The organism is Chitinibacter fontanus (assembly GCF_013423785.1).
In the GTDB taxonomy this organism is placed as follows: domain Bacteria; phylum Pseudomonadota; class Gammaproteobacteria; order Burkholderiales; family Chitinibacteraceae; genus Chitinibacter; species Chitinibacter fontanus.
Window position 1 is genome coordinate 2,821,489 of record NZ_CP058952.1, and the last position, 25,412, is coordinate 2,846,900.

Annotated in this window: 25 protein-coding genes; 14 read left to right on the forward strand and 11 right to left on the reverse strand. The window is 47.6% G+C overall.

Features of this window, described 5'->3' with window-relative positions; genetic code table 11:
- The first annotated feature begins 22 nt into the window (after nt 1-22).
- The 8 genes from flgJ to HZU75_RS13535 all read left to right on the forward strand — a co-directional run bounded on the left by flgJ (nt 23) and on the right by HZU75_RS13535 (nt 9,852).
- Nucleotides 23-949 carry a flagellar assembly peptidoglycan hydrolase FlgJ gene (flgJ, locus tag HZU75_RS13500; protein ID WP_180306539.1) on the forward strand — a complete coding sequence of 309 codons (927 nt, stop codon included), beginning with the start codon at nt 23-25 and terminating at the stop codon, nt 947-949.
- A 28-nt stretch (nt 950-977) separates the two neighbouring features.
- Nucleotides 978-3,170, forward strand: a complete 2,193-nt coding sequence (gene flgK, locus HZU75_RS13505; RefSeq protein ID WP_180306540.1) for a flagellar hook-associated protein FlgK — start codon at nt 978-980, stop codon at nt 3,168-3,170.
- A gap of 26 nt (nt 3,171-3,196) precedes the next feature.
- A complete protein-coding gene (flgL, locus tag HZU75_RS13510; RefSeq protein ID WP_180306541.1) occupies nt 3,197-4,555 on the forward strand; it encodes a flagellar hook-associated protein FlgL in 1,359 nt (452 codons plus the stop codon).
- A gap of 60 nt (nt 4,556-4,615) precedes the next feature.
- Complete coding sequence (gene radA, locus HZU75_RS13515) at nt 4,616-5,971, forward strand: DNA repair protein RadA (RefSeq protein WP_180306542.1); 1,356 nt, start codon at nt 4,616-4,618, stop codon at nt 5,969-5,971.
- A gap of 151 nt (nt 5,972-6,122) precedes the next feature.
- Nucleotides 6,123-6,449, forward strand: coding sequence for a thioredoxin TrxA (gene trxA / locus HZU75_RS13520; RefSeq protein WP_180306543.1), 327 nt, complete (start codon nt 6,123-6,125; stop codon nt 6,447-6,449).
- A gap of 133 nt (nt 6,450-6,582) precedes the next feature.
- Entirely contained in the window at nt 6,583-7,839 is a 1,257-nt protein-coding gene (rho, locus tag HZU75_RS13525) for a transcription termination factor Rho (protein ID WP_180306544.1), read from the forward strand.
- Between the two features lie 84 nt (nt 7,840-7,923).
- Nucleotides 7,924-8,133: a 50S ribosomal protein L31 gene (rpmE, locus tag HZU75_RS13530; RefSeq protein ID WP_180306545.1), complete on the forward strand. Its 210-nt coding sequence runs from the start codon at nt 7,924-7,926 to the stop codon at nt 8,131-8,133.
- 90 nt (nt 8,134-8,223) lie between these two features.
- Nucleotides 8,224-9,852, forward strand: coding sequence for an ArnT family glycosyltransferase (locus HZU75_RS13535; protein ID WP_180306546.1), 1,629 nt, complete (start codon nt 8,224-8,226; stop codon nt 9,850-9,852).
- A gap of 73 nt (nt 9,853-9,925) precedes the next feature.
- On the opposite strand, the gene HZU75_RS13540 is transcribed toward HZU75_RS13535, so the two are convergent.
- The 8 genes from HZU75_RS13540 to argF form a co-directional block, all read right to left on the reverse strand.
- Nucleotides 9,926-10,081 (reverse strand): DUF3149 domain-containing protein, encoded by a 156-nt coding sequence (locus HZU75_RS13540; protein ID WP_180306547.1) that lies wholly within the window; start codon nt 10,079-10,081, stop codon nt 9,926-9,928.
- 92 nt (nt 10,082-10,173) lie between these two features.
- Nucleotides 10,174-11,973 (reverse strand): diguanylate cyclase, encoded by a 1,800-nt coding sequence (locus HZU75_RS13545; RefSeq protein WP_180306548.1) that lies wholly within the window; start codon nt 11,971-11,973, stop codon nt 10,174-10,176.
- Nucleotides 11,974-12,033: 60 nt separating this feature from the next.
- Nucleotides 12,034-12,525, reverse strand: coding sequence for a YajQ family cyclic di-GMP-binding protein (locus HZU75_RS13550; RefSeq protein WP_157314128.1), 492 nt, complete (start codon nt 12,523-12,525; stop codon nt 12,034-12,036).
- Nucleotides 12,526-12,613: 88 nt separating this feature from the next.
- Entirely contained in the window at nt 12,614-12,925 is a 312-nt protein-coding gene (gene ppnP / locus HZU75_RS13555) for a pyrimidine/purine nucleoside phosphorylase (protein WP_180306549.1), read from the reverse strand.
- A 13-nt stretch (nt 12,926-12,938) separates the two neighbouring features.
- Nucleotides 12,939-13,160: a DUF2788 domain-containing protein gene (locus HZU75_RS13560; RefSeq protein WP_228028065.1), complete on the reverse strand. Its 222-nt coding sequence runs from the start codon at nt 13,158-13,160 to the stop codon at nt 12,939-12,941.
- Nucleotides 13,161-13,210: 50 nt separating this feature from the next.
- A complete protein-coding gene (locus HZU75_RS13565; RefSeq protein WP_179358199.1) occupies nt 13,211-14,431 on the reverse strand; it encodes an argininosuccinate synthase in 1,221 nt (406 codons plus the stop codon).
- A gap of 61 nt (nt 14,432-14,492) precedes the next feature.
- Complete coding sequence (leuE, locus tag HZU75_RS13570; RefSeq protein ID WP_180306550.1) at nt 14,493-15,116, reverse strand: leucine efflux protein LeuE; 624 nt, start codon at nt 15,114-15,116, stop codon at nt 14,493-14,495.
- A gap of 25 nt (nt 15,117-15,141) precedes the next feature.
- Nucleotides 15,142-16,056, reverse strand: a complete 915-nt coding sequence (gene argF / locus HZU75_RS13575; protein ID WP_180306551.1) for an ornithine carbamoyltransferase — start codon at nt 16,054-16,056, stop codon at nt 15,142-15,144.
- A 243-nt stretch (nt 16,057-16,299) separates the two neighbouring features.
- On the opposite strand from argF, the gene HZU75_RS13580 reads away from it, so the two are divergent.
- Nucleotides 16,300-16,599, forward strand: a complete 300-nt coding sequence (locus tag HZU75_RS13580; RefSeq protein ID WP_180306552.1) for a DUF3579 domain-containing protein — start codon at nt 16,300-16,302, stop codon at nt 16,597-16,599.
- A 191-nt stretch (nt 16,600-16,790) separates the two neighbouring features.
- The gene (fabG, locus tag HZU75_RS13585) at nt 16,791-17,531 is read left to right on the forward strand and encodes a 3-oxoacyl-ACP reductase FabG (protein ID WP_180306553.1); all 741 of its coding nucleotides are present in this window, start codon (nt 16,791-16,793) and stop codon (nt 17,529-17,531) included.
- Between the two features lie 101 nt (nt 17,532-17,632).
- On the opposite strand, the gene HZU75_RS13590 is transcribed toward fabG, so the two are convergent.
- Both HZU75_RS13590 and HZU75_RS13595 read right to left on the reverse strand, forming a co-directional pair.
- Nucleotides 17,633-18,925 carry a L,D-transpeptidase family protein gene (locus tag HZU75_RS13590; protein WP_180306554.1) on the reverse strand — a complete coding sequence of 431 codons (1,293 nt, stop codon included), beginning with the start codon at nt 18,923-18,925 and terminating at the stop codon, nt 17,633-17,635.
- A 44-nt stretch (nt 18,926-18,969) separates the two neighbouring features.
- The gene (locus HZU75_RS13595) at nt 18,970-20,070 is read right to left on the reverse strand and encodes a L,D-transpeptidase Cds6 family protein (protein WP_228028066.1); all 1,101 of its coding nucleotides are present in this window, start codon (nt 20,068-20,070) and stop codon (nt 18,970-18,972) included.
- A gap of 71 nt (nt 20,071-20,141) precedes the next feature.
- Between HZU75_RS13595 and HZU75_RS13600 the strand changes: the two genes are divergently transcribed.
- The 4 genes from HZU75_RS13600 (at nt 20,142) to aspS (ending at nt 23,486) form a co-directional block, all read left to right on the forward strand.
- Nucleotides 20,142-20,489, forward strand: coding sequence for a DMT family protein (locus HZU75_RS13600; protein WP_180306555.1), 348 nt, complete (start codon nt 20,142-20,144; stop codon nt 20,487-20,489).
- 177 nt (nt 20,490-20,666) lie between these two features.
- Nucleotides 20,667-20,870 carry an FmdB family zinc ribbon protein gene (locus tag HZU75_RS13605; RefSeq protein ID WP_180306556.1) on the forward strand — a complete coding sequence of 68 codons (204 nt, stop codon included), beginning with the start codon at nt 20,667-20,669 and terminating at the stop codon, nt 20,868-20,870.
- 116 nt (nt 20,871-20,986) lie between these two features.
- On the forward strand, nt 20,987-21,634 hold the full coding sequence (locus HZU75_RS13610; RefSeq protein ID WP_228028067.1) for a DUF502 domain-containing protein: 648 nt from the start codon (nt 20,987-20,989) through the stop codon (nt 21,632-21,634).
- Nucleotides 21,635-21,686: 52 nt separating this feature from the next.
- Nucleotides 21,687-23,486, forward strand: coding sequence for an aspartate--tRNA ligase (gene aspS, locus HZU75_RS13615; protein ID WP_180306557.1), 1,800 nt, complete (start codon nt 21,687-21,689; stop codon nt 23,484-23,486).
- Nucleotides 23,487-23,929: 443 nt separating this feature from the next.
- On the opposite strand, the gene HZU75_RS13620 is transcribed toward aspS, so the two are convergent.
- Nucleotides 23,930-25,375: an AIPR family protein gene (locus HZU75_RS13620; protein WP_180306558.1), complete on the reverse strand. Its 1,446-nt coding sequence runs from the start codon at nt 25,373-25,375 to the stop codon at nt 23,930-23,932.
- Between the last annotated feature and the right edge of the window lie 37 nt (nt 25,376-25,412).

Below are 25,412 nucleotides of genomic sequence, written 5' to 3' on the forward strand. Positions count from 1 at the left end.
CAAGTTCTTCAGGAGTATCGCCATGTTGCCCCGTGCCACGCTTGATTCGCAAAGTATTTCAGCTGATCCACGCAGCTTGGATCGTTTGCGTGCGAGCAGTCTGAATAATAAAGGCGCAGCAGCACAAGGGGCCGCGCAGCAATTTGAAGCACTGCTATTGCAGCAAATGCTCAGCGCAATGCGCAAGGCAGCGCCTACTGATGAGTTTGATCAAAGCGCAGCAAGTCAAACCTTTAAAGGGATGCGCGATCAGCAGCTAGCGCAAAATTGGGCTCAAAGTGGTGGTATTGGTTTTGCCAAGCTGATTGTGCGTCAGCTCAATATTCAGGATAACCCAGCACTGTTGCAGCAACCCTTGCTAAGCGAAGTGCGTGGCGCGATTAAACGCCCGCTAGTGGCTAACGCAGCGGCAGTAGCGGCAAAACCTGCCGCAGAAGGGTTGAGTGTTGCCGCCGACAGCAAGGCTAAATTGGATGCGGTGCCAGATTTTGTGCGCAAGCTCGGCGATGCCGCAAAATCGACTGCCGCCAATCTTGGTCTTTCGCCGCATTTATTGCTTGCCCACGCAGCGCTGGAAACCGGTTGGGGTAAAAAAGGTATCAAGTCGAGCGACGGGATTGAGTCGCACAATTTATTCGGTATTAAAGCGGGTAGTGGCTGGCAAGGTAAAACCGTTGATGTCCTAACCACCGAATACGTTGATGGCATTGCACAAAAGCGCATTGAGAAATTTCGCGCCTATGATTCGTATGCCGATTCAATGGCTGATTACGCCAGCTTAATTAAACGCCGCTATGGCGCTGCGGTAGCGCAAGGTAGCGATGCGATTGGCTTTGCCAAAGCCTTGGTGGCCGGAGGCTATGCCACTGATCCGCAGTATGTACAAAAATTAACGCGTGTTGCCGATCGAGTCGCAGAGCAATTAGGTCTCTCAAGAGTTAGCGCATAAAGCCGATATATATTCAAGGGGTTAAATCATGGCATCATCCGTTTTTGGTATCGGCGTATCAGGCTTAAATGCAGCAAGTCTGGGGCTAACGACGACCGGGCATAATATTTCGAATGTGAATACCGATGGTTTTTCACGCCAGCGCTTGTCGCAAAGTGCTCCATATCCATTGCTGTCTGGTAGTGGTTTTAATGGTCTGGGCGTGCAGGTTGATTCAATCACGCGGATGTATGATCGTTTTTTAACCAAAGCGGTTGAAGTGGCGCAAACCCAATCAAGCTATCAATCGACGCGGCTGTCGCATCTATCCGAAATTAATAATATCGTGGCAGACCCCACTGCGGGGGTGTCACCTGCATTGCAAGATTTTTTCAGTAATGTGCAAAACGTTGCGACTAATCCAGCTAGTCCACCGTCACGCCAAGCTATGCTGGCCAGCGCACAAACTTTGGTCAATCGTTTTCAGGTCTTCTCGCAGCGCTTGGAAGAGCAAAGAAGTGCGCTGAATGGCGAGATTACTAATACCATCGGCAATATTAATGGCTATTCTGAACAAATTGCTGAGTTGAATAATAAAATTGTTATTGCACAGTCTTCAGGGCAACCGCCGAATGATTTATTAGATCAGCGTGATTTGCTGGTAAAAGACCTCAATAAACTAGTAAAAGCTAATACGCTGACATTATCGGATGGCAGTATTAATGTCTTTATTGGTAATGGCCAAGGCTTGGTTGTTGGTGGCGTTGTGAATAAATTAACAGCACAGCCCAACCCAGCTGATCCGGAACGGATTACTGTGGGTTATCAGCAAAATAACCAAACAATTTTTTTGCCGGAAAATCAGCTTTCTGGCGGTCAATTAGGCGCTTTGCTTGATTATCGTAATCAATCATTAGATTTGGCGCAAAATAGTTTGGAGCGCACTGCACTAGGCTTGGTTGAAACGTTTAACCAGCAACACAAGGCCGGACAGGATTTGAATGGTAATTTGGGAAAAAACCTATTTGATATCCAACGCAGCAATGTGGTTGATTTGAATGTTGGGACTGCGCCTGGTGTTAATATTCGGGTGAGCTCACCGAATGGCACCGCTGAAAATAGTGATTTTTCGATTACGCCAAGCGGGGCAGGGTACGTCATCAAGCGGTTATCCGATAACGCCACAAGTGGGGTTATTGCGCTGGGAAGTACCGATCCAGTGACCGGTTTAACTTTGTCGGCAGCTCCTGCTGGGGCGGTGTTGCCAAATCAAAATGGCTTTTCGTTCCCTCCTGCAATTAGCCAGATTAACTTTAATACCAGCAATACAGGTAATGCTCAGTTGGGTGGTTACATTTCGAATGTGGGCCAATTGACCGCTAGTAACTATGAATTAAGTTATGACGGTACTAACTACACCATGTATCGCCAGAGTGATGGCGCACGCACGGTTTATTCGGCGGCCCAAATGGCGCAGGGGATTAACCAAGATGGCATGACATTGCGCATAAACTCTGGCGCGATGAATGCGAACGATCGCTTTGTGATCAAACCACTGGAAGGCATGATTGGCAGCTTGGCCGTTCGCACGACAGACCCCAAAGAAATTGCGGCTGCAGCGCCGGTGGTCTCTAGTTTGGGGGCGAGTAATACCGGCTCGGTTAAGGTGGTGCAGCATACGGTTGATACTCCATCGATTAGCTCGACCGACAGTGCGATAAATCCAGCGCTAAAAAATCAAGTTACGATTAATTTTACGAGTGCCACAAGTTTTACCTATACCGATACAGTGACTGGGGTTACCTCTGCGGCACAAACCTATACTGCGGGAATGACTTTGCAAATCAATGGTTGGAGCATGAAAATGGATGGCACCCCTGCTACTGGGGATACCATTACTGTGAAACCGAATATTGGTGGCGTGGCTGATAACCGTAATGCTTTGGCGTTAGGCAAGTTACAGACTACTCGACTTTTAGAAGGTGGTTCGGCCACCTATCAAGAATCGTATGGGCGTATGGTTAGCACGATTGGTACGCAAACCAACGAGGCAACCATTATGAGTAAGGCCCAAAATAAATTACTCGAAAATGCAGAAAGTAGTCGCGACTCAGTGTCAGCCGTCAATCTTGATGAAGAGGCCGCGAATCTGCTGCGTTACCAGCAAGCCTATCAAGCCGCAAGTAAAGTGATTCAAATTGCACAAAGTGCATTTCAAGAAATCATGAATATTGGCCGCTGATTTAGGCAGTTTTAGGAGTACAGGATATGCGCATCGCTACCACCACTTTATTTAATATTGGTTCAAGCAATTTGCAGGGGCATATTGCAGACCAAGCGAAGCTGCAAAGTCAGTTGTCGTCTGGTCGAAAAATTTTGACGCCAGCAGATGATCCAATTGCATCTGCGCGTATTTTGGATATTGCCCAAGCTAAATCAATTAATGAGCAATATGCAACCAACAGCAGTGCCGCAGATTCATTCATGCGCTTGAGTGAGAGCACCATGCATCAAGTTACCGGCCTCATTCAGAATGTACAGGAATTGGCGGTGAGCGCTGGGAATCCGGCCTTAGGGCCTGAAGAAAAACGGATGAAAGAAGCCGAGCTCAAAGGGCGTTATCAAGAGTTGCTCGCGTTGGCAAATACGACGGATGGGCAGGGCAATTATTTATTCTCTGGATTTAAAGGCGATACCAAGCCGTTTACCGAGTCCAGCTTTGGTAACGTTGGCTATTTTGGTGATGATGGTCAGCGTATTGTGCAAATATCAGATGGTCGCCAAATTCCAATTTCAGAATCTGGTGCGGATGTATTTCAGCGGATCAAGAACGGTAATGGCACCTTTGTTACTGCTTATAATTCAGCCAATGTTGGTTCTGGGATTGTTAGCCCTGGGGAGGTTACTGACCCACAGAAATGGGCTGCGGCACCCGCACCGCGTGATTTCTCGGTGCAATTTTATTGGCAGCCTAATGCCACTAAGCCTGAAGCCCCAATTATTACTTATGATTTAATTGATAGCTCTGGTGTCTCACTCATTAGTGGTGCTGCCACCGCGGGAAATACTAGTGGCCCCCGTACATTCTCTTCGGGAGGAGATATTGAATTTAAACGCTTGCCATCAGATCCTGCTGGCGCAGCGTGGGATTACGGGATTAAGATGAATGTATCTGGCTCGCCGATCCCACTTGACCCCACAACAAAAATTCCAACTGGGGCACCGGGTGCTGCTGATAATTTTTCAGTTAAACCTAGCACTAATGTTGATTTGTTTACCACCTTGGGTAAATTATCTACCGCGTTAAACTCTTATCAGATCGATGGTTCTGGCAAAGGGCAGGCATCTTTCCAAAATCAGCTGAATACAGCTTTATCTGATCTTTCGAACGCACTAAGTAATGTGGTGACAACTCAGGCGTACTTAGGTGCGCGAATGAACGAAACTGACTCAGTGAAAGACACCACTGAAGATTTGAAATTGCAGTATGCAAAAACGCTTTCTGGCCTACAAGACTTGGATTATGCCGCTGCGATTAGTGATTTCGCGCAAAATCAGATGGTTCTTGATGCTGCACGTAAGTCATTTGCTCAGGTGCAAGATTTGAGTCTGTTTAAATATATTTAATTTTGAGTAAGTGATGCTAAACCAACGGCTCGCACTGCGAGCCGTTTTTCGTGGTGAGCTATGAGTAAAGCAAAAAACCAATTTGTTTGTCGCCTTTGTGGTGGTGTGTCTCCCAAATGGCAAGGGCAATGCCCGCAATGTGGTGAGTGGAATAGTCTGGAAGAGCAGCAAGCTCAGGCTGCAGTGACTACGGGGCGCTTTCAAAGTCTTGCTGCTGATGGCGCGATCAAGAATTTATCGGATGTTGAGGCTGAGGAATTGCCTAGAACTCCAACCCATTTGGCAGAGTTAGACCGTGTACTTGGTGGTGGATTGGTGCCAGGCGGTGTTGTGCTTATTGGTGGAGATCCAGGTATCGGTAAATCAACCTTATTGCTACAGGCATTGGCTAAATTATCCGAGACGTTAGCTGTGCTTTATGTCAGCGGTGAAGAGTCTGCTCAGCAGATTGCTTTGCGGGCACGACGATTAGGGGTTCCGGCGGCAAAAGTTCGTTTATACCCAGAAATTAGCCTAGAAAAGATTTTGCTTGCGCTGGAAAAAGAGTCACCCAAAGTCGTTGTAATTGATTCAATTCAAACGATTTATACCGAAGCTTTAACCAGTGCTCCTGGTAGCGTAGCTCAAGTGCGTGAATGTTCAGCTCAATTGACCCGTTTTGCCAAGCGGCATGGCACCTCGATTTTATTGGTTGGGCATGTTACCAAAGAGGGGGCATTGGCCGGGCCGCGCGTGTTGGAGCACATTGTTGATGCCGTACTGTACTTTGAAGGAGATACCCATTCGAGTTTTCGCTTGATCCGTGCTATCAAGAATCGCTTTGGGGCCGTTAATGAGTTGGGGGTGTTTGCCATGACGGATAAAGGTTTACGCGAGGTAGCCAATCCGTCTGCATTGTTCTTGAGTCAACACGACACTCCGGTGCCAGGGTCTTGCGTCATGGTTACTCAAGAGGGATCGCGTCCAATGCTAGTTGAAGTGCAGGCGCTGGTTGATGATGCGCATGCCGCGCAGGTTAAACGGCTTGCTGTTGGGGTTGAGCAAAATCGCTTAGCTTTGCTGCTTGCCGTGTTACATCGACACGCAGGAATTGCCGCGTTTGACCAAGATGTATTTATCAACGCGGTTGGCGGTGTACGAATAGTTGAGCCCGCTGCTGATTTGGCAATGTTGATTGCGATTGTGTCGTCACTGAAGAATCGGGCATTGCCAAATAAAATGGTTGTTTTTGGCGAAGTAGGTTTGGCGGGGGAGGTAAGACCCGTGCAGCGTGGACAGGAAAGATTGCGCGAGGCTGCCAAGCTCGGTTTTACCCATGCAATTGTACCCAAGGCGAATAAACCTAAACAAGCTATCGAGGGGATGGTTATCGTTGCAGTCGATCGTCTAGAGCAGGCCGTTGAGGCTGCTTTCTAAGTTATTTAAGTGCAAAAATTGAGTATGTGTGAAGCCTTGCTTGAAATTATTCGGTTTGGCCTTATGTATGTTTTATATTGAGCTTTTGTGATTGCCGATTTTTCGATAGCATTGGGCTTAAGTACGCACATACCACCCTCGGAGATAAAACATGAGTGAAAACATTGTTCACGTAACTGACGCTAGTTTTGATGCGGAAGTACTGCAAGCAGCTGGTCCTGTGCTTGTTGATTATTGGGCTGAATGGTGCGGCCCATGCAAGATGATTGCACCAATTTTGGATGAAGTGGCCACGGAATACGCAGGTCGTCTCAAAATCACTAAACTCAATATCGACGAAAATCAAGCGACGCCTCCTAAATTCGGCATTCGCGGCATCCCGACCTTAATGCTGTTTGTGAATGGCGAAGTGAAATCAACAAAAGTTGGTGCATTGTCAAAATCACAGCTAACTGCATTTTTAGATAGTAATATTTGACATCCTGCCTTGTTTTGATTTAGTCTGCTGCTAGTATTTTTATAGCAACGATACCTTAGGTATCGTTGCTACATTTCCCGTGCTGTATCCTTTCGCTTTTCCCCTTTTACTTATCTATCAAGCGTAATCCATTATGCATTTGTCCGAATTAAAACATCTGCACGTTTCTCAGCTCGTCGATATGGCGATTGCTTCTGAGATTGACGGTGCTAGCCGCATGCGCAAGCAAGACGTTATTTTTGCTTTGCTCAAAAACCGTGCAAAAAAAGGGGAAAGTATCTTTGGCGAAGGTACTCTCGAGGTGTTACCTGACGGCTTTGGCTTTTTGCGCAGCCCAGATACCTCATACTTGGCTGGGCCCGATGATATCTACATCAGCCCAAGCCAAATTCGCCGCTTTAATTTGCATACTGGTGATACGATCGAAGGCGAAATTCGCATTCCTAAAGAGGGTGAGCGTTACTTTGCCTTAGTGAAAGTTGACAAGGTCAATGGTGAGGCGCCGGAAGCGGCCAAGAATAAAATCCTGTTTGAAAACTTGACGCCACTGTTTCCAACCGAGCGCCTCAATCTCGAACGCGATATCAAAGCGGAAGAGAATATTACCGGTCGCGTGATTGACCTGATGGCGCCAATCGGTAAAGGGCAGCGTGCCTTGCTGGTTGCGCCACCTAAAACCGGTAAAACAGTAATGCTGCAGCATATTGCGCATGCCATTACTACAAACCACCCTGAAGTTGTGCTGATTGTCTTGCTGATCGATGAGCGCCCAGAAGAAGTTACCGAGATGCAGCGCTCGGTGAAAGGTGAAGTTTTAAGTTCGACCTTTGATGAGCCGGCGACGCGTCACGTGCAAGTGGCCGAGATGGTTATCGAAAAAGCCAAGCGTCTGGTTGAGCATAAAAAAGACGTGGTGATCTTGCTTGATTCGATTACCCGTTTAGCACGTGCCTACAATACTGTGATCCCCGCGTCGGGTAAAGTTTTAACCGGTGGTGTGGATGCCAATGCTTTGCAGCGTCCCAAACGTTTTTTTGGAGCAGCGCGTAATATTGAAGAAGGCGGTAGTCTGACGATTATCGCAACCGCATTGATCGATACGGGTAGTCGTATGGATGATGTGATTTACGAAGAATTCAAAGGTACAGGGAATAACGAGATCCAATTGGATCGTCGTATGGCCGAAAAACGGATCTTCCCTGCAATCAATATCAATAAATCAAGTACACGTCGTGAAGAATTGTTGATCAAGTCAGACCAGTTGCAGCGTATTTGGGTGCTGCGTAAATTGCTCTATCCGATGGATGATTTGGATGCGATGGAGTTCTTGATGGATAAGCTCAAATCCACGAAATCCAATTTAGATTTTTTCGACTCAATGCGTCGCTAAACTTGCAGAGACGTTGTTGATAAGCGATAATGCTCTTTTTGTAGCGTCGGCAAAACCCCGGCGCCCGACAACTTAGGAAAAGTTATGAAACCAGATACTCACCCAAATTATGTAGAAATCGACGTGACTTGCTCATGCGGTAGCTCATTCAAAACCTCATCTACTCTGGGTAAAGCCCTGCACGTAGAGGTTTGCTCAGAATGTCACCCATTCTACACTGGCAAACAAAAAATCGTTGACACTGCGGGTCGTATCGAGAAGTTCAACAATAAGTTTGCAAAATTCGCACGTTAATTTTTATTGCGAATTTAAAAAAGGCAGCCATAGGCTGCCTTTTTTGTTTTAGTGATGCCACAATGGTGTTAAAAGTTCTGAAGATAACTCATGCTCACATACACTCCTAAGTCTGCCAGTGCTCATTCACCAGTTAAAGAGCAAGACAAACCTTGGTTATTAGTACTACTTTGCTTGTTCTGGTTGCTACCAGGTTTAGTTGGACATGATCCTTGGAAACCTGAGGAAAATGAGAATGCAGCCTTAGTGATAAGTCTTTTGCGCAGTAATAACTGGGTCGTTCCTTACTTAGCAGATCAGCCTTATTTTGAAACTGCGCCATTATATTTCTGGATTGCGGCTTCCCTGGCTAATGCATTAACCTGGTTTGGTATCGCTGTGCATGACGCTGCTCGTCTAACAAGTGGTCTGTGGATGGGGATGGCGTTTTGGGGGGCTGGATTAGCGGGCCGTGAAATATTTGGGCACCGTTTTGGTCGGCTGACTGTTGTGCTACTGCTTGGCTCACTAGGGTTGTTGGTATGGGGGCATCATATTGCACCTGCGGTGCTGTTGGTGGCAGCCAATGCGTGGTTGATCTATGCACTTGCTCTGTCTTTACGCCAACCTCTGTGGGCAGGTGTATTACTTGGTTTAAGCTTACTTGTAATGTTGCTGGGGGCTACGTGGGCAGATGCACTATTGGGGCTAATGGTTGCACTGGGGATCTTGGTTTTACCGCAGTGGCGAAAATCGACTGCTCTGGTAACGATTGTCACTGCAATAATCATTGCTTTGCCTTTAGCTGCACTCTGGGGTTATGCCTTACAGAGCCAATCGCCAGTGTTGTTTCAAGCTTGGTGGCGAAACTTTGCTTGGGGGGCATATGGTGGTGCACAAACTGTGCAGTGGCTGCAGCAACCTGGTTATTTACTTAGCTTATTGCCTTGGTTTGCATGGCCTGTATTGCCGCTAGCGATGTGGTCATTGTGGATTAATCGTGCTGAGTTGCAGTTCAATTCTCGCTGGAGTTTATTGCTTTGGTTTACTAGCGCGCAATTCATCTTTGTATTTTTTGCTGGCCACACCAGCGAAGCTATTGCACTACCCTTATTGATTGCGTTTAGTTTGATTGCTACACGAGGGGTTGATGATCTAAGGCGTGGTGCAGCATCAGCACTAAATTCATTTGCCATCCTAACGTTTGGTCTTGGTGCAGTCACACTGTGGTTAATCTGGGGAATGTTGTTTTTCGAGCAACCGCAAGTGGTTAAGTATTTCTCCCGCTATAGCTCCGCAAGTATTGCAGTTGATCCGTATGGGTTTATTTTTGCGTTCATTGCTACTGTACTTTGGGGGGGCGTTTTGCTGCGTAGACGCGCGATGGGGCGTAAGGCACTTACTAACTGGGGGTGTGGACTTATTCTTGTGCTGGCGGTAACCGTTGGCCTATTTCAGGATTGGATTAATGCGGGGAAAACATACCGTCCTGTTGCAGATGCTGTGCATATTTTAGTTAGTAAGATTCAACCGGGCTGCATTGATGCAGTTGGTTTGCCTAGCGCACCACTTGGCGCAATTGCCTACTTTGGTACTGCTAAGCTAGAGACCGATCCTGCAAACGAATGTGCAATGGCCATCCGGGCGGCAAGCAACGTACCAAAGCAACCTTGGACTGCCTTGGCTCAAGCGCGCCGTCTAGGGGAGAGCAAAGAAAGTTTTGTTATCTATTTGAAATAACAGCGAGCTTTATTGCATGTAATTGAACAAATATAAAAGGCGCATTTTGATGCGCCTTTTTTTTTGCGGATAATTAATCCTTGCCTTGGTTGGCTTCCGTGTCGTGTTTGATTTGTTTACGAACATAAAAATAAATATAGACCGCCATACACATCACAAATCCGATGGTGAAGACACTGAGCAGACCAATTTCCGATGAGAATAAAGTGCTGAGAGGTGTGTTTTCCATGATGCATCTCCTGTAATGATGAAACCAATTTAGTCTGGTTGTCATTTACAGGTTTTGATGCGGGTCAAATTTGTGTAGTAAGGCGTAGCAGGCTACATTTTTAGTTGTTCATAACAGCTCGTTTGATTGCGGCCATTGTGTTTTGATACGTAAAGCGCTTCGTCCGCACGTTTTAGTGGCGCTTCGACGTTTGGATCATCACGGTGCAACGCACTGAGTCCAATGCTCGTGGTAAATTGAATAAATCCCCCATCATCTAGTTCAAGACGATGCTGCTCAATATTTTTTCTCAACCGTTCTGCCACTTCGAACGCCTCAGCTAATGGGGTTTCAGGTAAGAAGGCGGTAAATTCCTCACCGCCAATTCTGGCGAGCAAGTCATTATCTCGCAGAGACGATCGGCACAAATCAGCCATCGTTTTAATTACTCTGTCACCTGTTTGATGGCCATAGCGATCATTGACCTTCTTGAAAAAATCAATGTCAAGCATCAGCACACATGCTGGGTGCTGGTAGCGTTTTGCTCTGACGATTTCCTGTTTTGCTAATTCCATGAAGTATGCACGATTAGCCAGCCCGCTGAGGCTGTCTGTCGTGGCGCGTCGTTTGAGCTCATCTTCCAGCTTCTTACGTTGTGTGATGTCATTGAGTCCAATCACGAGTGTGGTGCCCTCGGCGGCTTTAGTCGCAGACATCGATACATTGGCCCAAAATGGGTTCCCATCACGGTGTTTCAAGATACATTCCGCGTTGTTTACCGACTGCCCAGCTAATGCATCATTAGAGTGATGGATGAAGTCAACTCGATCGTAATAAAGCTCGTGCGCCCGTTTGGATAACGCTGCTGCTTGTGGCATACCAAACATCTTGGCTGCATGTTGATTGATATAGGTAATATAAAAATCTGGCATACGGGCCAATACCAGGCCGACTGGAGTGGTTTCAATCATTTGCCGGAAACGCGCTTCACTGGCCGATAGTTTCAATTCTTTCGCACGCAGATTCCGAGTTAAGCGCTGTGAGCGCCAGAAATAGTAGGCCATCAGCGTTGTCAGAATGAGCATCAAGAACCCCGCCAGCAAATAATAAACGATGCTGGTTTTCCATTCCGCTAAATAAAACTCGGTGCTATTGCTGGTGACAACAAAAAATGGGCTGTTAGTTATTGGCTGAAAGCTGAGCAGTAATTCGGCGGTTTCGTCGCTAATGAGCTCTTGCTGGGTGTTGTTCTTTATTTTGTGCTGTATTGGTGTGGAAAGATTAGGCAGTGTACCGCCGCTAGGATATTGCGCCAGTATGCGCAGGTTCTTATCAATCACAAAAATGTGCTGGCCAGAATTGCGTGCAGCAGCATTCAATTTTTGCGTGAGCAGTCGCTGATCCAGTCGGGCAACCAGTAAGCCGTCGAGTTCACCACTACTCGGTAGACGATGTGCTATCAGTAGATTGGCTTTATGTGATGCGCTGCTGTCATGAATAATTGCACTCTGGGCTGCTTGCTCGAGTAGGGCGAAATAATCTTGTTCTAGGCTGGCATCGGGGGCGTTCTGCAATTGTGCCGTTAACACCCCGCTGGCATTAATTCTTGCCAGATTATCAATTTGTGGCAGCCGTCTTTGCAGGGTCTGAAAACGCTGCACCACCCGATCTGCGTCGTCAGCAGCAATATTCGGATATTCAGCCAGATCGCCAAGCGACAAATCAACCTCGCGAATCATGCCGCTAAATTCATTGGCTAATTTGATTGCATTATGCGCGTTATCGCTGCGTGCTAAGTCGAATGCAACGCGATAATTGCTACTGGCCTGAAAAGCGAGCAGGAATACTAATCCTAGCCCGCCAAGCAGGGCCAACACGATGCTGAAAGAAGAAGATTTAAGATTCCAGCGCATGGCTCGACGTTTAGTAGCAATTGCTAATAATTATAGTTGATCGCTACCAAACTCGTGAGCTTAGTCGCGGAAGTTTTGAAACTGCAACGGGAAATCGATTTTGCTGCGTACCAACGCAATCACTTCCTGCAATGCATCACGGGTTTTGCCGCTAACGCGCAATTCATCACCTTGAATGGCGGTTTGCACTTTGAGCTTAGCATCTTTAATTTCTTTGATAATTTTGGCGGCTAGTTCGCGATCAATACCGTCTTTGATTGTCAGCACTTGCTTGGCTTTATTGCCCGATACTTTTTGCACATCGCCTTGCTCAAGACGTTTACTACTGTCGGGCTCTTTTTTCTCCAGCGCAGGGAAGACAATATCTTTGATTTGATCGAGCTGAAATTCAGAATCACCGTGGATGGTGATTAATTTGTCTTTTTCGTTCAACTCAACCTTGGCGCTGGTGCCTTTAAAATCATAGCGATTAATAATGGTTTTTTCGGCAATATCAATGGCGTTTTTGAGCGCAACCATATCCGTTTCTGAAGTGATGTCAAATGAAGGCATGTTTGAACTCCTTGCGGGAAAATAAATGACAAAAAGGCAGGCGGTGATGCACCGCTGCCTTTTGAAAATACTGCAATAGAAAAATCAATTAGCCGAAGTGGCAAACGTAGTGCAAAGTCTCTACGGTTTCGATTTCAAAGCTAGAGTTGCCTGGTACATTGAAAGATACGCCTGCACCGTATTCAGTTGCAGTGCTTTCACCTGCTAATTTAACACGGCATACCCCTGCAACCACTTCCATGATTTCTGGCGCGCCGGTGTTAAAGGTCAGTGTTGAAGGCAAGATTACCCCCACAGTTTTTTTGCTGCCATCAGCAAAGACAACGGTGTGGCTCACACATTTGCCATCAAAGTACACATTGCCTTGTTTCAATACCGAAACATTATCAAATTGGCTCATTGCAAAGCTATCCTTATTTTTGGAGTACTTCAGTCAAAATGGTTTTGGCGATAAATCCCACCATGCCAAAGCCCAGCGCAAAAAACAGCACGAGGGTGCCGTATTTACCGGCTTTTGATTCTTTGGCCAGGTTGTAGATGATAAAGCCCATATACAGAATTAAGCCGGTACATAAAATACTGGTCGAGAGCGTGGTAAACGTCTCTTCATCCATGTGAATAAAGGCTTCTAACATATCGCTACTTCAGTAAGGGGCTTGGCATGCTCACCAAGCCTGCGTGAAAATTATTTATTCAAACGACCCGCAATTCGCATGCGCAGTGCGTTCAGTTTGATAAAGCCACCAGCGTCAACTTGGTTGTACGCGCCGCCATCATCATCAAAAGTCGCGATATTCATGTCGAACAATGAATTGGTTTTTGAGTCGCGGCTCACGACGATCACATTGCCTTTGTACAGCTTCAGGCGTACCCAGCCGTTCACGGTTTTTTGGGTTTCGTCGATCAGCGTTTGCAATACTTTGCGCTCTGGCGCCCACCAGTAGCCGTTGTAAATCATGCTGGCGTAGCGTGGCATCAAATCATCTTTCAAATGCGCTACTTCACGATCGAGGGTGATCGATTCAATTGCGCGGTGCGCTTTCAGAATGATCGTGCCGCCTGGGGTCTCGTAGCAACCGCGTGATTTCATACCGACATAGCGGTTTTCTACCAGGTCTAGACGACCAATACCGTGTTTGCCGCCCAATTGGTTCAGCTGCGTCAAAACTTGTGCAGGTGACAAACGCACGCCATTCAGTGCAACGATGTCGCCTTTTTCAAATTCAACATCGAGGTATTCTGGTGCATCCGGTGCTTGCTCTGGGCTCACCGTCCAACGCCACATGCTTTCTTCAGCTTCAGCAGATGGATTTTCGAGGTGGCGACCTTCGTAGGAAATATGCAGCAGGTTGGCGTCCATTGAGTAGGGCGCGCCACCGTTTTTATGCTTCATGTCGACTTCGATGCCGTTCGCTTCAGCGTATGCCATTAGTTTTTCGCGGCTCAGTAGATCCCATTCGCGCCATGGTGCAATCACTTTTACTTCTGGCATCAGAGCGTACGCACCCAACTCGAAACGCACTTGGTCATTACCTTTACCAGTCGCGCCGTGGCTAATGGTGTCAGCGCCAGTTTCGCGGGCGATGTCGATCAGTCGTTTTGCGATCAATGGGCGAGCAATTGAGGTGCCGAGCAGGTATTCACCTTCGTAAACCGTGTTAGCACGGAACATCGGGAAAACGAAGTCGCGCACGAACTCTTCACGCAAGTCGTCGATGTAGATGTTTTCTGGTTTGATGCCAAATTTAAGTGCTTTTTGGCGCGCTGGTTCCAGCTCTTCGCCTTGACCCAAGTCAGCGGTGAAAGTCACTACTTCGCATTGGTAAGTGTCTTGCAGCCATTTCAGAATGACCGAGGTATCCAAACCACCGGAATAAGCCAGAACTACTTTTTTAACATCAGACATGAAAGATCCTCGAGTACGTACTTCAAATAACAATCAATAGCAGGGGCTATTTGCGGCTGGTTTAGTCCAGTGCTAAGCGCAAACCAAAACTCACAAAAAGTGTCCCAATTAGTTTATTTAGTAATGTTTTCAACCAGCTTACACCCGCTAAACGGCGCGACAGTGCACTGCCAGCCAAAATGAGCGTTGTCAGGTAGCTGATGCTAACCAGTTGCACAATCAGCCCCAAGGCAGCAAAACTATGCCAAACCTGCGGGTAGTTGGGGTCAACAAATTGCGGGAAGAAAGCCATAAAAAACAAAATGGCTTTTACATTAATCAACGAGATGCCCAAGGCAGAGCGAAAAGCGTGGGCTGGGTTGCCACGGCTTGGTTCAGTTTGGCTGGTCGAGGGGGTATTGCGCGCTAGCAAAGCTTTAATACCTATCCAGAGCAAATACCCTGCACCTAAATAGCGAACCGCATCAAATGCAACTGGGTGGGTTTTCATTAATGAGGCGACGCCCAACACGGCCGCCAACATTAAAATGAAATCACCCACCACAATACCCGCCGCCGCCGCAAAACCCGCCTTACGGCCACGCGTAGCCGCTGTGGTCAAGGCAAAGAGCGAGTTAGGACCCGGTGCTAAGATGATCAGCACTGTACCCAGTAAATACGCCCAAATATCGGTGATGCCAAACATGGCCTATGCATTTCCTAGTGCGAGATTAGTCGTCAATCCGACCCAATAACAAGAATTCAATCACCGCTTTTTGTACGTGCATGCGGTTTTCGGCTTCTTCCCAGACTACTGACTGCGGGCCATCAATCACCTCTGGATCGACTTCCTCACCGCGGTGCGCTGGCAGGCAGTGCATGAATACCGCTTCTGCTTTGGCTTGTAGCATGACTTTTTCGGAAACTTTGTAGTTCAAAAAGTCTTTTTTGCGTTGCAACGTTTCGCGCTCGTAACCCATTGACGTCGAAACATCGGTCGTGACGATGTCGGCATCGCGCGCTGCAGTGTAAATATCACGGAAGGTTTCAAAGTTATCGCTGGAGTAGGTTTCACCATCCAATACAGTCATTTCATAGCCCGGTGGACAGGCTAGGTTGAGCTTGAAATTGAATGTTTTGGCCGCTTGTAGCCATGTGCGTGACACATTATTTGAGTCGCCAATCCATGCTACCGTTTTGCCTTCAATCGAGCCAAAACGCTCTACATAGGTGAAGATATCAGCCATGATCTGGCATGGGTGGTATTCATTGGTTAGGCCATTGATAACGGGAACCAGTGAATTTTCCGCGAAGCGTTCAATAATCGATTGCTCGTAAGTGCGCACCATCACGATATCCACCATACGGCTGATCACTTTAGCGACGTCTTCGATTGGCTCGCCACGACCCAATTGCGTATCTTTGGATTGAAGGAACATTGCGTGGCCGCCGAGCTGGAACATGCCTGCTTCAAACGAAACGCGGGTTCGGGTAGACGATTTCTCGAAAATCATACCCAGCACTTTGCCTGGCAAAGGCTGATACAGTTGACCAGATCGCAAGCGTGCTTTGAGTTTTGCCGCACGTTCGAATAGGTATTGATATTCTTCTAAAGTAAAATCGCTGAACTTCAAATAATGGCGCATCGGATTGGGTCCCGAGCCGTGTTTTCAAGTGACGGCTCAAACGGCTGAAAAAACGAACATTATTCAGTGTTTTACCCATTTCTGGCAAGTACTGATCATTTTTGGAGCTATTGGCAATAGTGACTTGTACTAGGTCAGCCCTTGTTACATTTGTGAGCCTTAAACCATCGTGCAATGCTATAATCGCCGCATTGGTGACGGTAAATGCTCACCGCGTTCATTTATTTACGCTTGGCACCCCTTATGATCTGCAATCCATACGAAATTATCATTCAGGGAATCACGAGTTCTGGTCGTGAATTTCGTCCCAGTGATTGGGCGGAACGTTTGTCTGGTATTCTGTCGACATTCGGTGTTGATCAAAAATTATCTTATGCGCCGTTTGTGCGCCCAATGGTGCATAACAATGTGCGCTGCGTGGCGGTGGACAAGCAATTAGAAAAAATCGATCCGCGCGTATTCGAATTTATCATGACCTTTGCCCGCGATAATGATCTGCAAGTAGTGGACTGTCGCTCGCTGATCAAAGGCATAGAGCGCTAAGACGACATCTGTCCGCAACGAAGATTCTGCATACTCATTAGCCAATCCGGTACAACGTGCCCGATTGGCTTTTTTGCGTTTAATCAATTTTTGTCGGCATTTTATTCCTTGCTGCAATGCAGCACAGCGCTTATTCTGATAGACAGTAATCGCGCAATGGGCGGGGTCTATTTTTTGTCTAGGGGAAAACCATGAAACTCAAAGATAAAGTTGCAATTATTACCGGTTCGGCCAGTGGTATTGGTGAAGCAACAGCAATTCGTTTTGCTGCGGATGGTGCAAAAGTAGTGGTCTGTGACGTGAACCAAGCTGGGGTAGATGCCGTAGTGGCCGGCTTGACCGCGAGCGGTGCGCAGGCAGTTGGTTTTGTGGTGGATGTTACTAAGCAAGAAACGATTGTGGCGATGGTCGATGCAGTGAAAGAAAAATGGGGTCGGGTGGATATTCTGGTAAACAATGCTGGGATTACCCAAGATGCGCAGCTGTATAAAATGACCGATGATCAATTTGATCGCGTTATCGATATCAACCTGAAAGGCGTATATAACTGCACCAAAGCAGTAGTAGATACCATGATCGCACAAAATTATGGTGTGATTTTGAATGCATCATCGGTTGTTGGCGTGTATGGCAATTTTGGCCAAACTAACTATGCAGCCACTAAGTTTGGTGTGATCGGTTTTGTGAAAACTTGGGCCAAAGAATTGGGTAAAAAAGGCATTCGTGCCAACGCGGTGTGCCCAGGCTTTGTTGCAACGCCAATGGTAAAAGCCATGCCAGAAAAAGTATTGCAGGGCATGGAAGAAAAAGTGCCGATGAAACGTCTGGCCCAGCCATCTGAAATTGCGAGTGTGTATGCCTTCCTGGCCTCGGATGATGCCAGCTATATTAATGGTGCAGCCATTGAGGTGACTGGTGGTTTGACTTTGTAATTACACTGCAGTTTACCCCAATAAAAAAACCCGCTGCGGCGGGTTTTTTTATTGGGGTATTGCTTGCTAGCTGTTTTATCTAAAAGGTTAGCAAGCAATACCTAGTTGATGGCGTTGCCTTCCCAGCGGATTTTCCACTGCCCATTTTCGGGTTGCCAGTACAGCCGTTTGCGCATCTTATTTTCTAAATTATCGCTACGATAATCCTGCTCGAAAGTAGCTACCATCTGTGGCGTGCCACCCGTTACCGCAAAAATAGATAGGTCTTTTAGCTCAACCTTGGCCCATTTTTTGCCCGCATTAACTTGGGCTTTTTGCTGGCGCCACGCGTTAATGTTCTGGCCTTCACCACTAATAAATTGGCTACCGTAAAAATTAAGGTATTGCTCGGTATTGAGCGATTCCCAGGCGTTTTTCCATTGCCCCAGTGTTGACGCTGCAGTGCTGTGGCGTTCTTTCCACTGGGCGCGGGTTAGCCATTCCACCTTGGGGGTAACAATGACCGGTGTGGTGCCAATTTGCAGATATTGCGCCACATCGAGCATTTCTTCGTTGGTCAGCACCACGCAGCCATTCGAGGCTTGCGGCGCACGGGCATAAGTGGCCGCAGGGCTGCCGTGCAACCAGATGCCAGAGCCGGTTTTCTGATTACTTTTATCCAATTCGTTTGGATAAGAAATCGGCCATGCCCCGACGCCGTACAGGTCAGCTAGCTGGCCATAGGTTTTATCCAGCTGTGGCCGGGGTAGGTGCTTATAGACAAAATACACCCCAATTGGCGTGCGCTGATCGCCTTCCACTGATTTGCCGACGCCTAATTTGCCAACGGTGACGTAATGGTCTTTCACCATTTTGGGTACGCCATTGTCATTGGCGAAAATATACAGCCGTGAAGTATCTGCATCGACCAAAATCGCATACTTTTGCTGCGGGGTAAATTGCAAAATATTAGCTGGCAGTAAATCGGGCGGCGTTGGCATATTGCGGTAGTTCATCCGCACTAGTGCCTCTTTGCGCAGATCCGCAAGTCGTTCGGCCATTTGTTGATGCGCTAGATCTAACTGCGTAGCTCCGTCGCCAATTGTATTGAGTGGCATAGCGCGCATGGCATATAAATCGGCGCGTAATAGGTAGGCCAGCCGATAATTCGGCTTTTCTTCGAGTAGCGCATCGACGGTGGCGCGTGCATCGGCCATATTGCCGGTACGGATAAAATCGAGCGCCGCCAAAATGCGCTCCTCCGGCGTACCTTTGGCCGCCGAGCCCGCTTCATCCGAGCTTAAGGTGAAATACGGGCTGCGCGAATCAATCATCAAAGGGCGCGCCGCTGGTGCGAGCAGCAGCAGCGTCACCAAGCAAATGGCACGCTTGGCGCGACGTGTTGTTCTAAGCATTCAATTAACCGCAGACAGGGTGAAAGAGACCAGCAACATCATGATTAACCACCAATCCGTTCCTCACGAATCAGCCAGCGGTTGCCTGCTTTTTCCATAATCAGCGTTTTGCCGGTGCTGCTTGAGAGGCGGTCAGATTTATAATCCTGACGCAGGCGCACTTTGGCCGTTTTCTCGTCGATCATTTCTACTTTAATGTCACGTACATTGACATCAATTGATTTGGGCGCGCTGATTTTTGCTTCGCGATCTTTTTCCCATGCTGCGCGACCGCCTGGTGCTTTAAAGCTCTTGGCATAACTATTGATATAGCCATTCACATTCTGACGGCTCCAAGCGCTCGCCCAGTTCTCTACACTCGCCACCACTTGCTGACGAGCTGCGCTCTCCGATTTGCTGGTGTCTGGCGCTGCTGTTGGTTTCGGTGTCGCAGTGGCTTTTGGCGTTGCCGATGGTTTTGGCGTCGCGCTGGCTTTGGGGACGCTCGTGGCGGTTGGTGCTGCGCTTGGCTTGCTTGTTGGTGCCGTTGTCACAACCGGTTTTGTGGTGACTGCCGCTAAAGTAGGTTGCGGCGTAATACTACCTTTCGGGTTGACCGCCACTGTCGCATTGGTCGCTGCTGGTTTGGCGGCGACTTTAATCCCTTGCTGACTAAACAAAGAATCAACAAGTTTCAGTTTGGTTTGCACCTGAGAATTACCACCTTCAAGCTGCAAAGCTTTGTCATAAGCTTGCGAAGCAAGACGGGCATACAAATCACCCATATTCTCGTGTGCGATGGCGTAGCTTGGATTGGTCTGAATCGCTAACTGCAAAGCGCCACGCGCTTTATCAAATTGGCCCTTATTGGCGTACAGTACCGCTAGATTATTGTAAGGCTCGGGCAGTTGCGGATAGTCCTCGGAAATCTGCGTAAAGGTCTTGATCGCATCATCCGTGCGGCCTAGTTCGCTCAGCGCAATGCCGCGTAAAAAGCGTAATTGTGCATCTTTAGGGCTTTTCACCAGCGCTTTCTCAGCGCGATCTAGCGCCTGAGGAAATTGCTTGGCGCGAATCAATTGTTGAATATCTTCACTATCGCCGGCAAAGGCCGCCATGGAAAAAAGCAGAGGTAGAGCAACAATAATCGAGCGTAATGCAGACATTGGTATTCCGAGGGTTGGGGTGGTCACGGTAAACTGCGCAGATTCTAGCAAAAAAACCGGTGTTTGCCTTTATGAACATCCCACCAGCGCTTTCAAGTGTGCTTTTATTGATCTGCTCAAATTTATTTATGACTTTTGCTTGGTATGCTCATTTGAAAAATGGCGCCAGTAAACCGTGGTTGCTGATGGCTTTGATGAGTTGGGGGATCGCTTTTTTTGAATATATGTTGCAAGTGCCGGCCAATCGTATCGGGTATCAAGTATACAGCTTGGCACAGCTCAAAATTATGCAAGAAGTCATTACGCTGAGTGTGTTTATTCCCTTTGCGGTGCTGTATATGAAGCAGCCATTCTCATGGAATTACGTATACGCCGCATTATGCATGGTAGGGGCGGTCTATTTTATGTTTCGCGGCTGATGGGTATATCGCTTCTGTTCATATTTGGTATGCCTTAAGAAGGGATACGCCTAGTCGGTATCTGGTTTGCTGCGATTGCTCTGGCGGTAATACATTGATGGGCCGCGCAACACGATAAGCGCATTCACTCTCCGCCCCGTTCTCCGTTATAATGCCGTGTTCTGGAAAGGAGTACTTATGCCTATCTACGCTTATCGTTGCTCTGCTTGTGGTCATTCCGATGAACACATGCAAAAAATGGCCGACGCTGCTTTAACGCAATGTCCGGTCTGCAAAACTGAAAAATACGAAAAACAAGTCACTGCCGCCGGTTTCCAATTGAAAGGAAATGGCTGGTATCAGACCGATTTTAAAACCAAGCCTGCCGCCACTGGTAACTAGCCGCGCGCTGGCGCGGTGAACCGCCTTTTTTGCCTGTGCGGGCATTAACTCTGTGGAATGTTGTGACCTCTTTCTTTAAGCGCTACATGCTCACCGGTCTGTTGATCTGGATTCCTATGGCAATCACGCTGTGGGTACTCAGTACGCTGATCGGTACTATGGATCAACTGGGCGCATTTTTGCCCAACGAAGTTCGTCCGGATTATTGGCTGCTCAAAGGTTTAGCCACGACCTTTCCAGTGCTGGATGGGGCGCATCATATTCCCGGTTTTGGGGTGATTTTGACGGTGTTGGTGCTGTTTATCACCGGCATGGTCGCCACGAATATGCTGGGCCGTCGCCTGATGCAATTAGGTCAGCGCTTACTCAATCAGATCCCGATTGTTCGCTCCATTTACAATGGGGTGAAGCAGGTTTCCGATACGCTGTTTTCCGATTCAGGCCAAGCGTTTCGCAAGGCGGTGTTGGTGCAATTTCCGCATCAGGGAACATGGTCGGTTGGTTTTCAAACCGGCACACCGGGTGGGGAAATTGGTGAGAAGCTCGAAGGTGAGTTGATTTCGGTGTTTGTGCCCACCACGCCTAACCCGACTTCGGGCTTTTTGTTTATGGCGCGCAAAAGCGACGTCAAAGAGCTGGATATGAGCGTGGATGAAGCGCTCAAGTATGTAATTTCAATGGGTGTAGTAATGCCGACCGCCAAGGCCATTACTTACCCGGATGCAAGCAGCCTCAAAGTAGGCGAAAACAGCCCTGCAGCGTAGGCTGCAAGCAATGATTGATTAGATTTTAGATTGATACATTTAGGAAAATTGAATGCGTACTAATTACTGTGGTCTGATTAACGAGCAATACCTCGGCCAGACTGTGACTTTGCAAGGTTGGGCTCATCGTCGTCGTGACCACGGTGGCGTAATTTTTATCGACTTGCGTGACCGCGAAGGTATCGTTCAAGTCGTCGTTGACCCAGATACCCCAGACGCATTCGCGACTGCTGATGGTTCACGCAGCGAATACGTATTAGAAATCAAAGGTATCGTTCGTGCGCGCCCAGAAGGCACGACCAATAGCAAAATGATCTCTGGCCAGATCGAAGTATTGGCTAAAGACATCATCATTCTGAATAAAGCCGAAACGCCACCGTTCCAGATCGACGATGAAAATCTCTCTGAAAATGTGCGTTTGACTAACCGCGTGATCGACCTGCGTCGCCCAACCATGCAACGCAATCTGCGTCTGCGTTACCAAGTGGCATTGCTGGTGCGTAACTTCCTCGACACCAAAGGCTTTATCGACATCGAAACACCGATGCTGACTCGCTCTACGCCCGAAGGCGCGCGCGATTACCTCGTGCCAAGCCGCGTACATGACGGTCAATTCTTCGCCTTGCCACAATCGCCACAGCTGTTCAAACAGCTGTTGATGGTGGCCGGTTTCGATCGTTACTACCAAATCACCAAATGTTTCCGTGATGAAGACTTGCGCGCTGACCGCCAGCCAGAATTCACGCAGATCGATATTGAAACTTCGTTCCTGAACGAAGAAGAAATCATGAGCATCACCGAAGAAATGGCGCGCCACGTCTTCAAAGAAGCGATCAATGTGGACTTGGGCGAATTCCCGCGCATGGCTTACGATGACGCGATGTTCTACTACGGCTCGGACAAACCCGATCTGCGCGTTGACTTGAAATTCACCGAGCTCACCGACTTGATGAAAACGGAAGAATTCAAAGTCTTCCGTGGTGCAGCCGACATGGACGGCGGCCGCGTAGTCGGTCTGCGCGTACCGGGTGGCGCGGTCATGAGCCGTAAAGACATCGACGACTACACCAAGTTCGTTGGCATCTACGGCGCGAAAGGTCTGGCCTACATCAAAGTGGAAGATGTTAGCAACATCACCAACGGCGAAGACTCTGGCCTGAAAGCCCCAATCGTGAAATTCCTGTCGGTTGAAGCGCTGAAAACCATCATCGAGCGCACTGGCGCGCAAAACGGCGACATCATCTTCTTTGGTGCGGACAAACGTAAAATCGTTGACGAAGCGATCGGCGCATTGCGCATCAAGATCGGTCACGAGCGCGGCGAAGCAGGCGGTTACTTCACTAAATCGTGGAAACCATTGTGGGTGGTTGACTTCCCAATGTTTGAATACGACGAAGACGGCAAACGCTGGAACGCCTGCCACCACCCATTCACTTCGCCAAAAGCGGAACACCTCGAATTGCTCAAAACCAGCCCAGGCGAGTGCAAAGCACGCGCTTACGACATGGTCTTGAACGGTTGGGAAATGGGCGGCGGCTCGGTGCGTATCCACCAAGCTGACGTGCAATCAACCGTATTTGACGCGCTAGGCATTGGCGAAGAAGAAGCGCAAAACAAATTTGGCTTCCTGCTCGACAACCTGAAATTCGGCGCGCCTCCACACGGCGGCTTGGCTTTCGGTCTGGATCGCTTGGTAACCTTGATGACCGGCGCAGAATCAATCCGCGACGTCATCGCCTTCCCGAAAACGCAACGTGCGCAGTGTCTGTTGACCAATGCACCGAATGCGGTGGATGAGAAGCAATTGCGCGAATTGCACATCAAATTGCGTAATCCGCCAGTGATTGAGTAATTGGATTTGTAGTTTGAGATGACAAAAAAAGACCGCCTTTGGCGGTCTTTTTTTGTTGTGGGTATTGGGTTGTAGCTATTGATTGCATTACTCTGGGTGTGTATACATTGGTCGGTATGTGACGGGTAGGGCGTATTCGGCGCGGAGCGGTAATACGCCGGAGGGTGGTGGTTGATGTGGTGTAGTGCCGTTGGGAACTATCGCCTACTGTGCAGCCTTATCAAATATGTTTTTACTCATTGTTGGGTTTTTGAAAAGGACAGCAAGGAACTTCCCAGAGTAATAAAGCTCAATTGTCTTCGTCATGTTCGCGTGAACATCCTCACAAATGCTAGCAATTTCGGTTGCATTTATTGAGTTCTCAAAACTTGAAATCGGTTGTGAAAGCTTTTCAATTCCAATCTTCTTAAAGACCACAGCAGCAAGAATCCGATTGCCGTGGACTAGTACCCCCAAGGAGCACCACTCTTTTTTGAAGTGTTGGCTTTCTTCTTATCAATCCAACGTTCAATTTCGCGGAGTAGCACCGTTGCATTGAAAGCTTTTGCACCGCTGGTAGTGGGATTAAAGAGGGTTTTGTATGGTGGTTTCTTGAGGTCTGCAAAGAATCTACCAATACCGGTTTTTATTTGTACGGCATGGCTAGATTCACCTGTCGCACATGCTAAGGCGGTGGTTACTTCTACAAGCTCACATGCAGTTGCCGTGGGTGTTGAGTCGTCAGAACGGACGAATTGGTAATCAATACCTTCAATTGCCATTTCTTGGCGAATTCGTTTTTGCTCTAGATCCTGAGCAACAAAGTCTCGTGGTTCAACTCTATTTTGAAGGTTGTTTGTTCTAGTTACTTCGCTACCAAAGCCTTCTGGGGCATCTTTTAATAGAATGATGCGAATTGGAACCCTAACTTTTCCTAGTTGTTCATCTTCGCTAACCTTCGCTAATGAGCTAACGGTTTGTGCTCCGTTTACAATCGATGCTCCCTTAAAGGAAAATACACCAGCAGATCTTGACGCTGCGCCAGCTGGTGCTTTTACTGCCTCTGTTGCAACTAAGGTAATTCCATTGTTGAAATACCAGAATTTTTGTGGTGCTGTTATCGCAGAGTTTTTTATTTCATTATTTACTTCGGTGCTGCCAAGTGAATGTCGGATGTTTGAGGAAACAAGGCTTTTTCCATGTTTGATCCACCATGATTTTAAAGAAAGGCCATCAATTAACCCAAAGTATGCTGGAAAGGGTGAAGGAATGTATGACCAGTCTAATATGGTCGCATCTATTTCTACATTGCTTTGCGAAAGATCATTGGCCAAGCCTGCGTAGACCTCAGTAAGTCCAATAATTGTTTTGCTCGCTATAGCATCTGGGTCATCACCATTCAATTCCGTTATAAAGTCATCAACCACAGCCGAGCCGTGTTTTGCTAGTGTGCTGGCCCCAGTAGAAATAACTACTAATTCAACTGATGTGCCCGGAGTGGAAATGCGCAGTGCAATATCGCTGAAACGCCCCTGTAGGCGTGTATGAAAGTTGGTTGAATCTTGCTCAATAGAATCTCGAACTCCTTTAATAAAAGTACTTAATTCCTTAGCTTCTGGTTCACCTGAACCTTTATTTATCCACTTAGATTGGACAAAAATTACACGTTTTTCTGATGGATCAAAAAAGGCTGCGTCAATTCCGTTGTCATCTACGCCGTCCCAAACCGATTCAGCAGCTTCTTTCTCAGAACCCCCTGATAATAAATAGATTGCAAATGCAGCTAAGCAGCGGCTTAATATTTTTTGTTCTCTTTCTGAATCATGTGCGGCTATGTCTTTTAAATCTAAGTATGGCTCAAACATGTTTTTCAGTTTACTTCTGATTTGATTTACTTTTAATGATGACATTCTGTTCGCCACTTGAAGCTATTCAGGTCGGGTGATA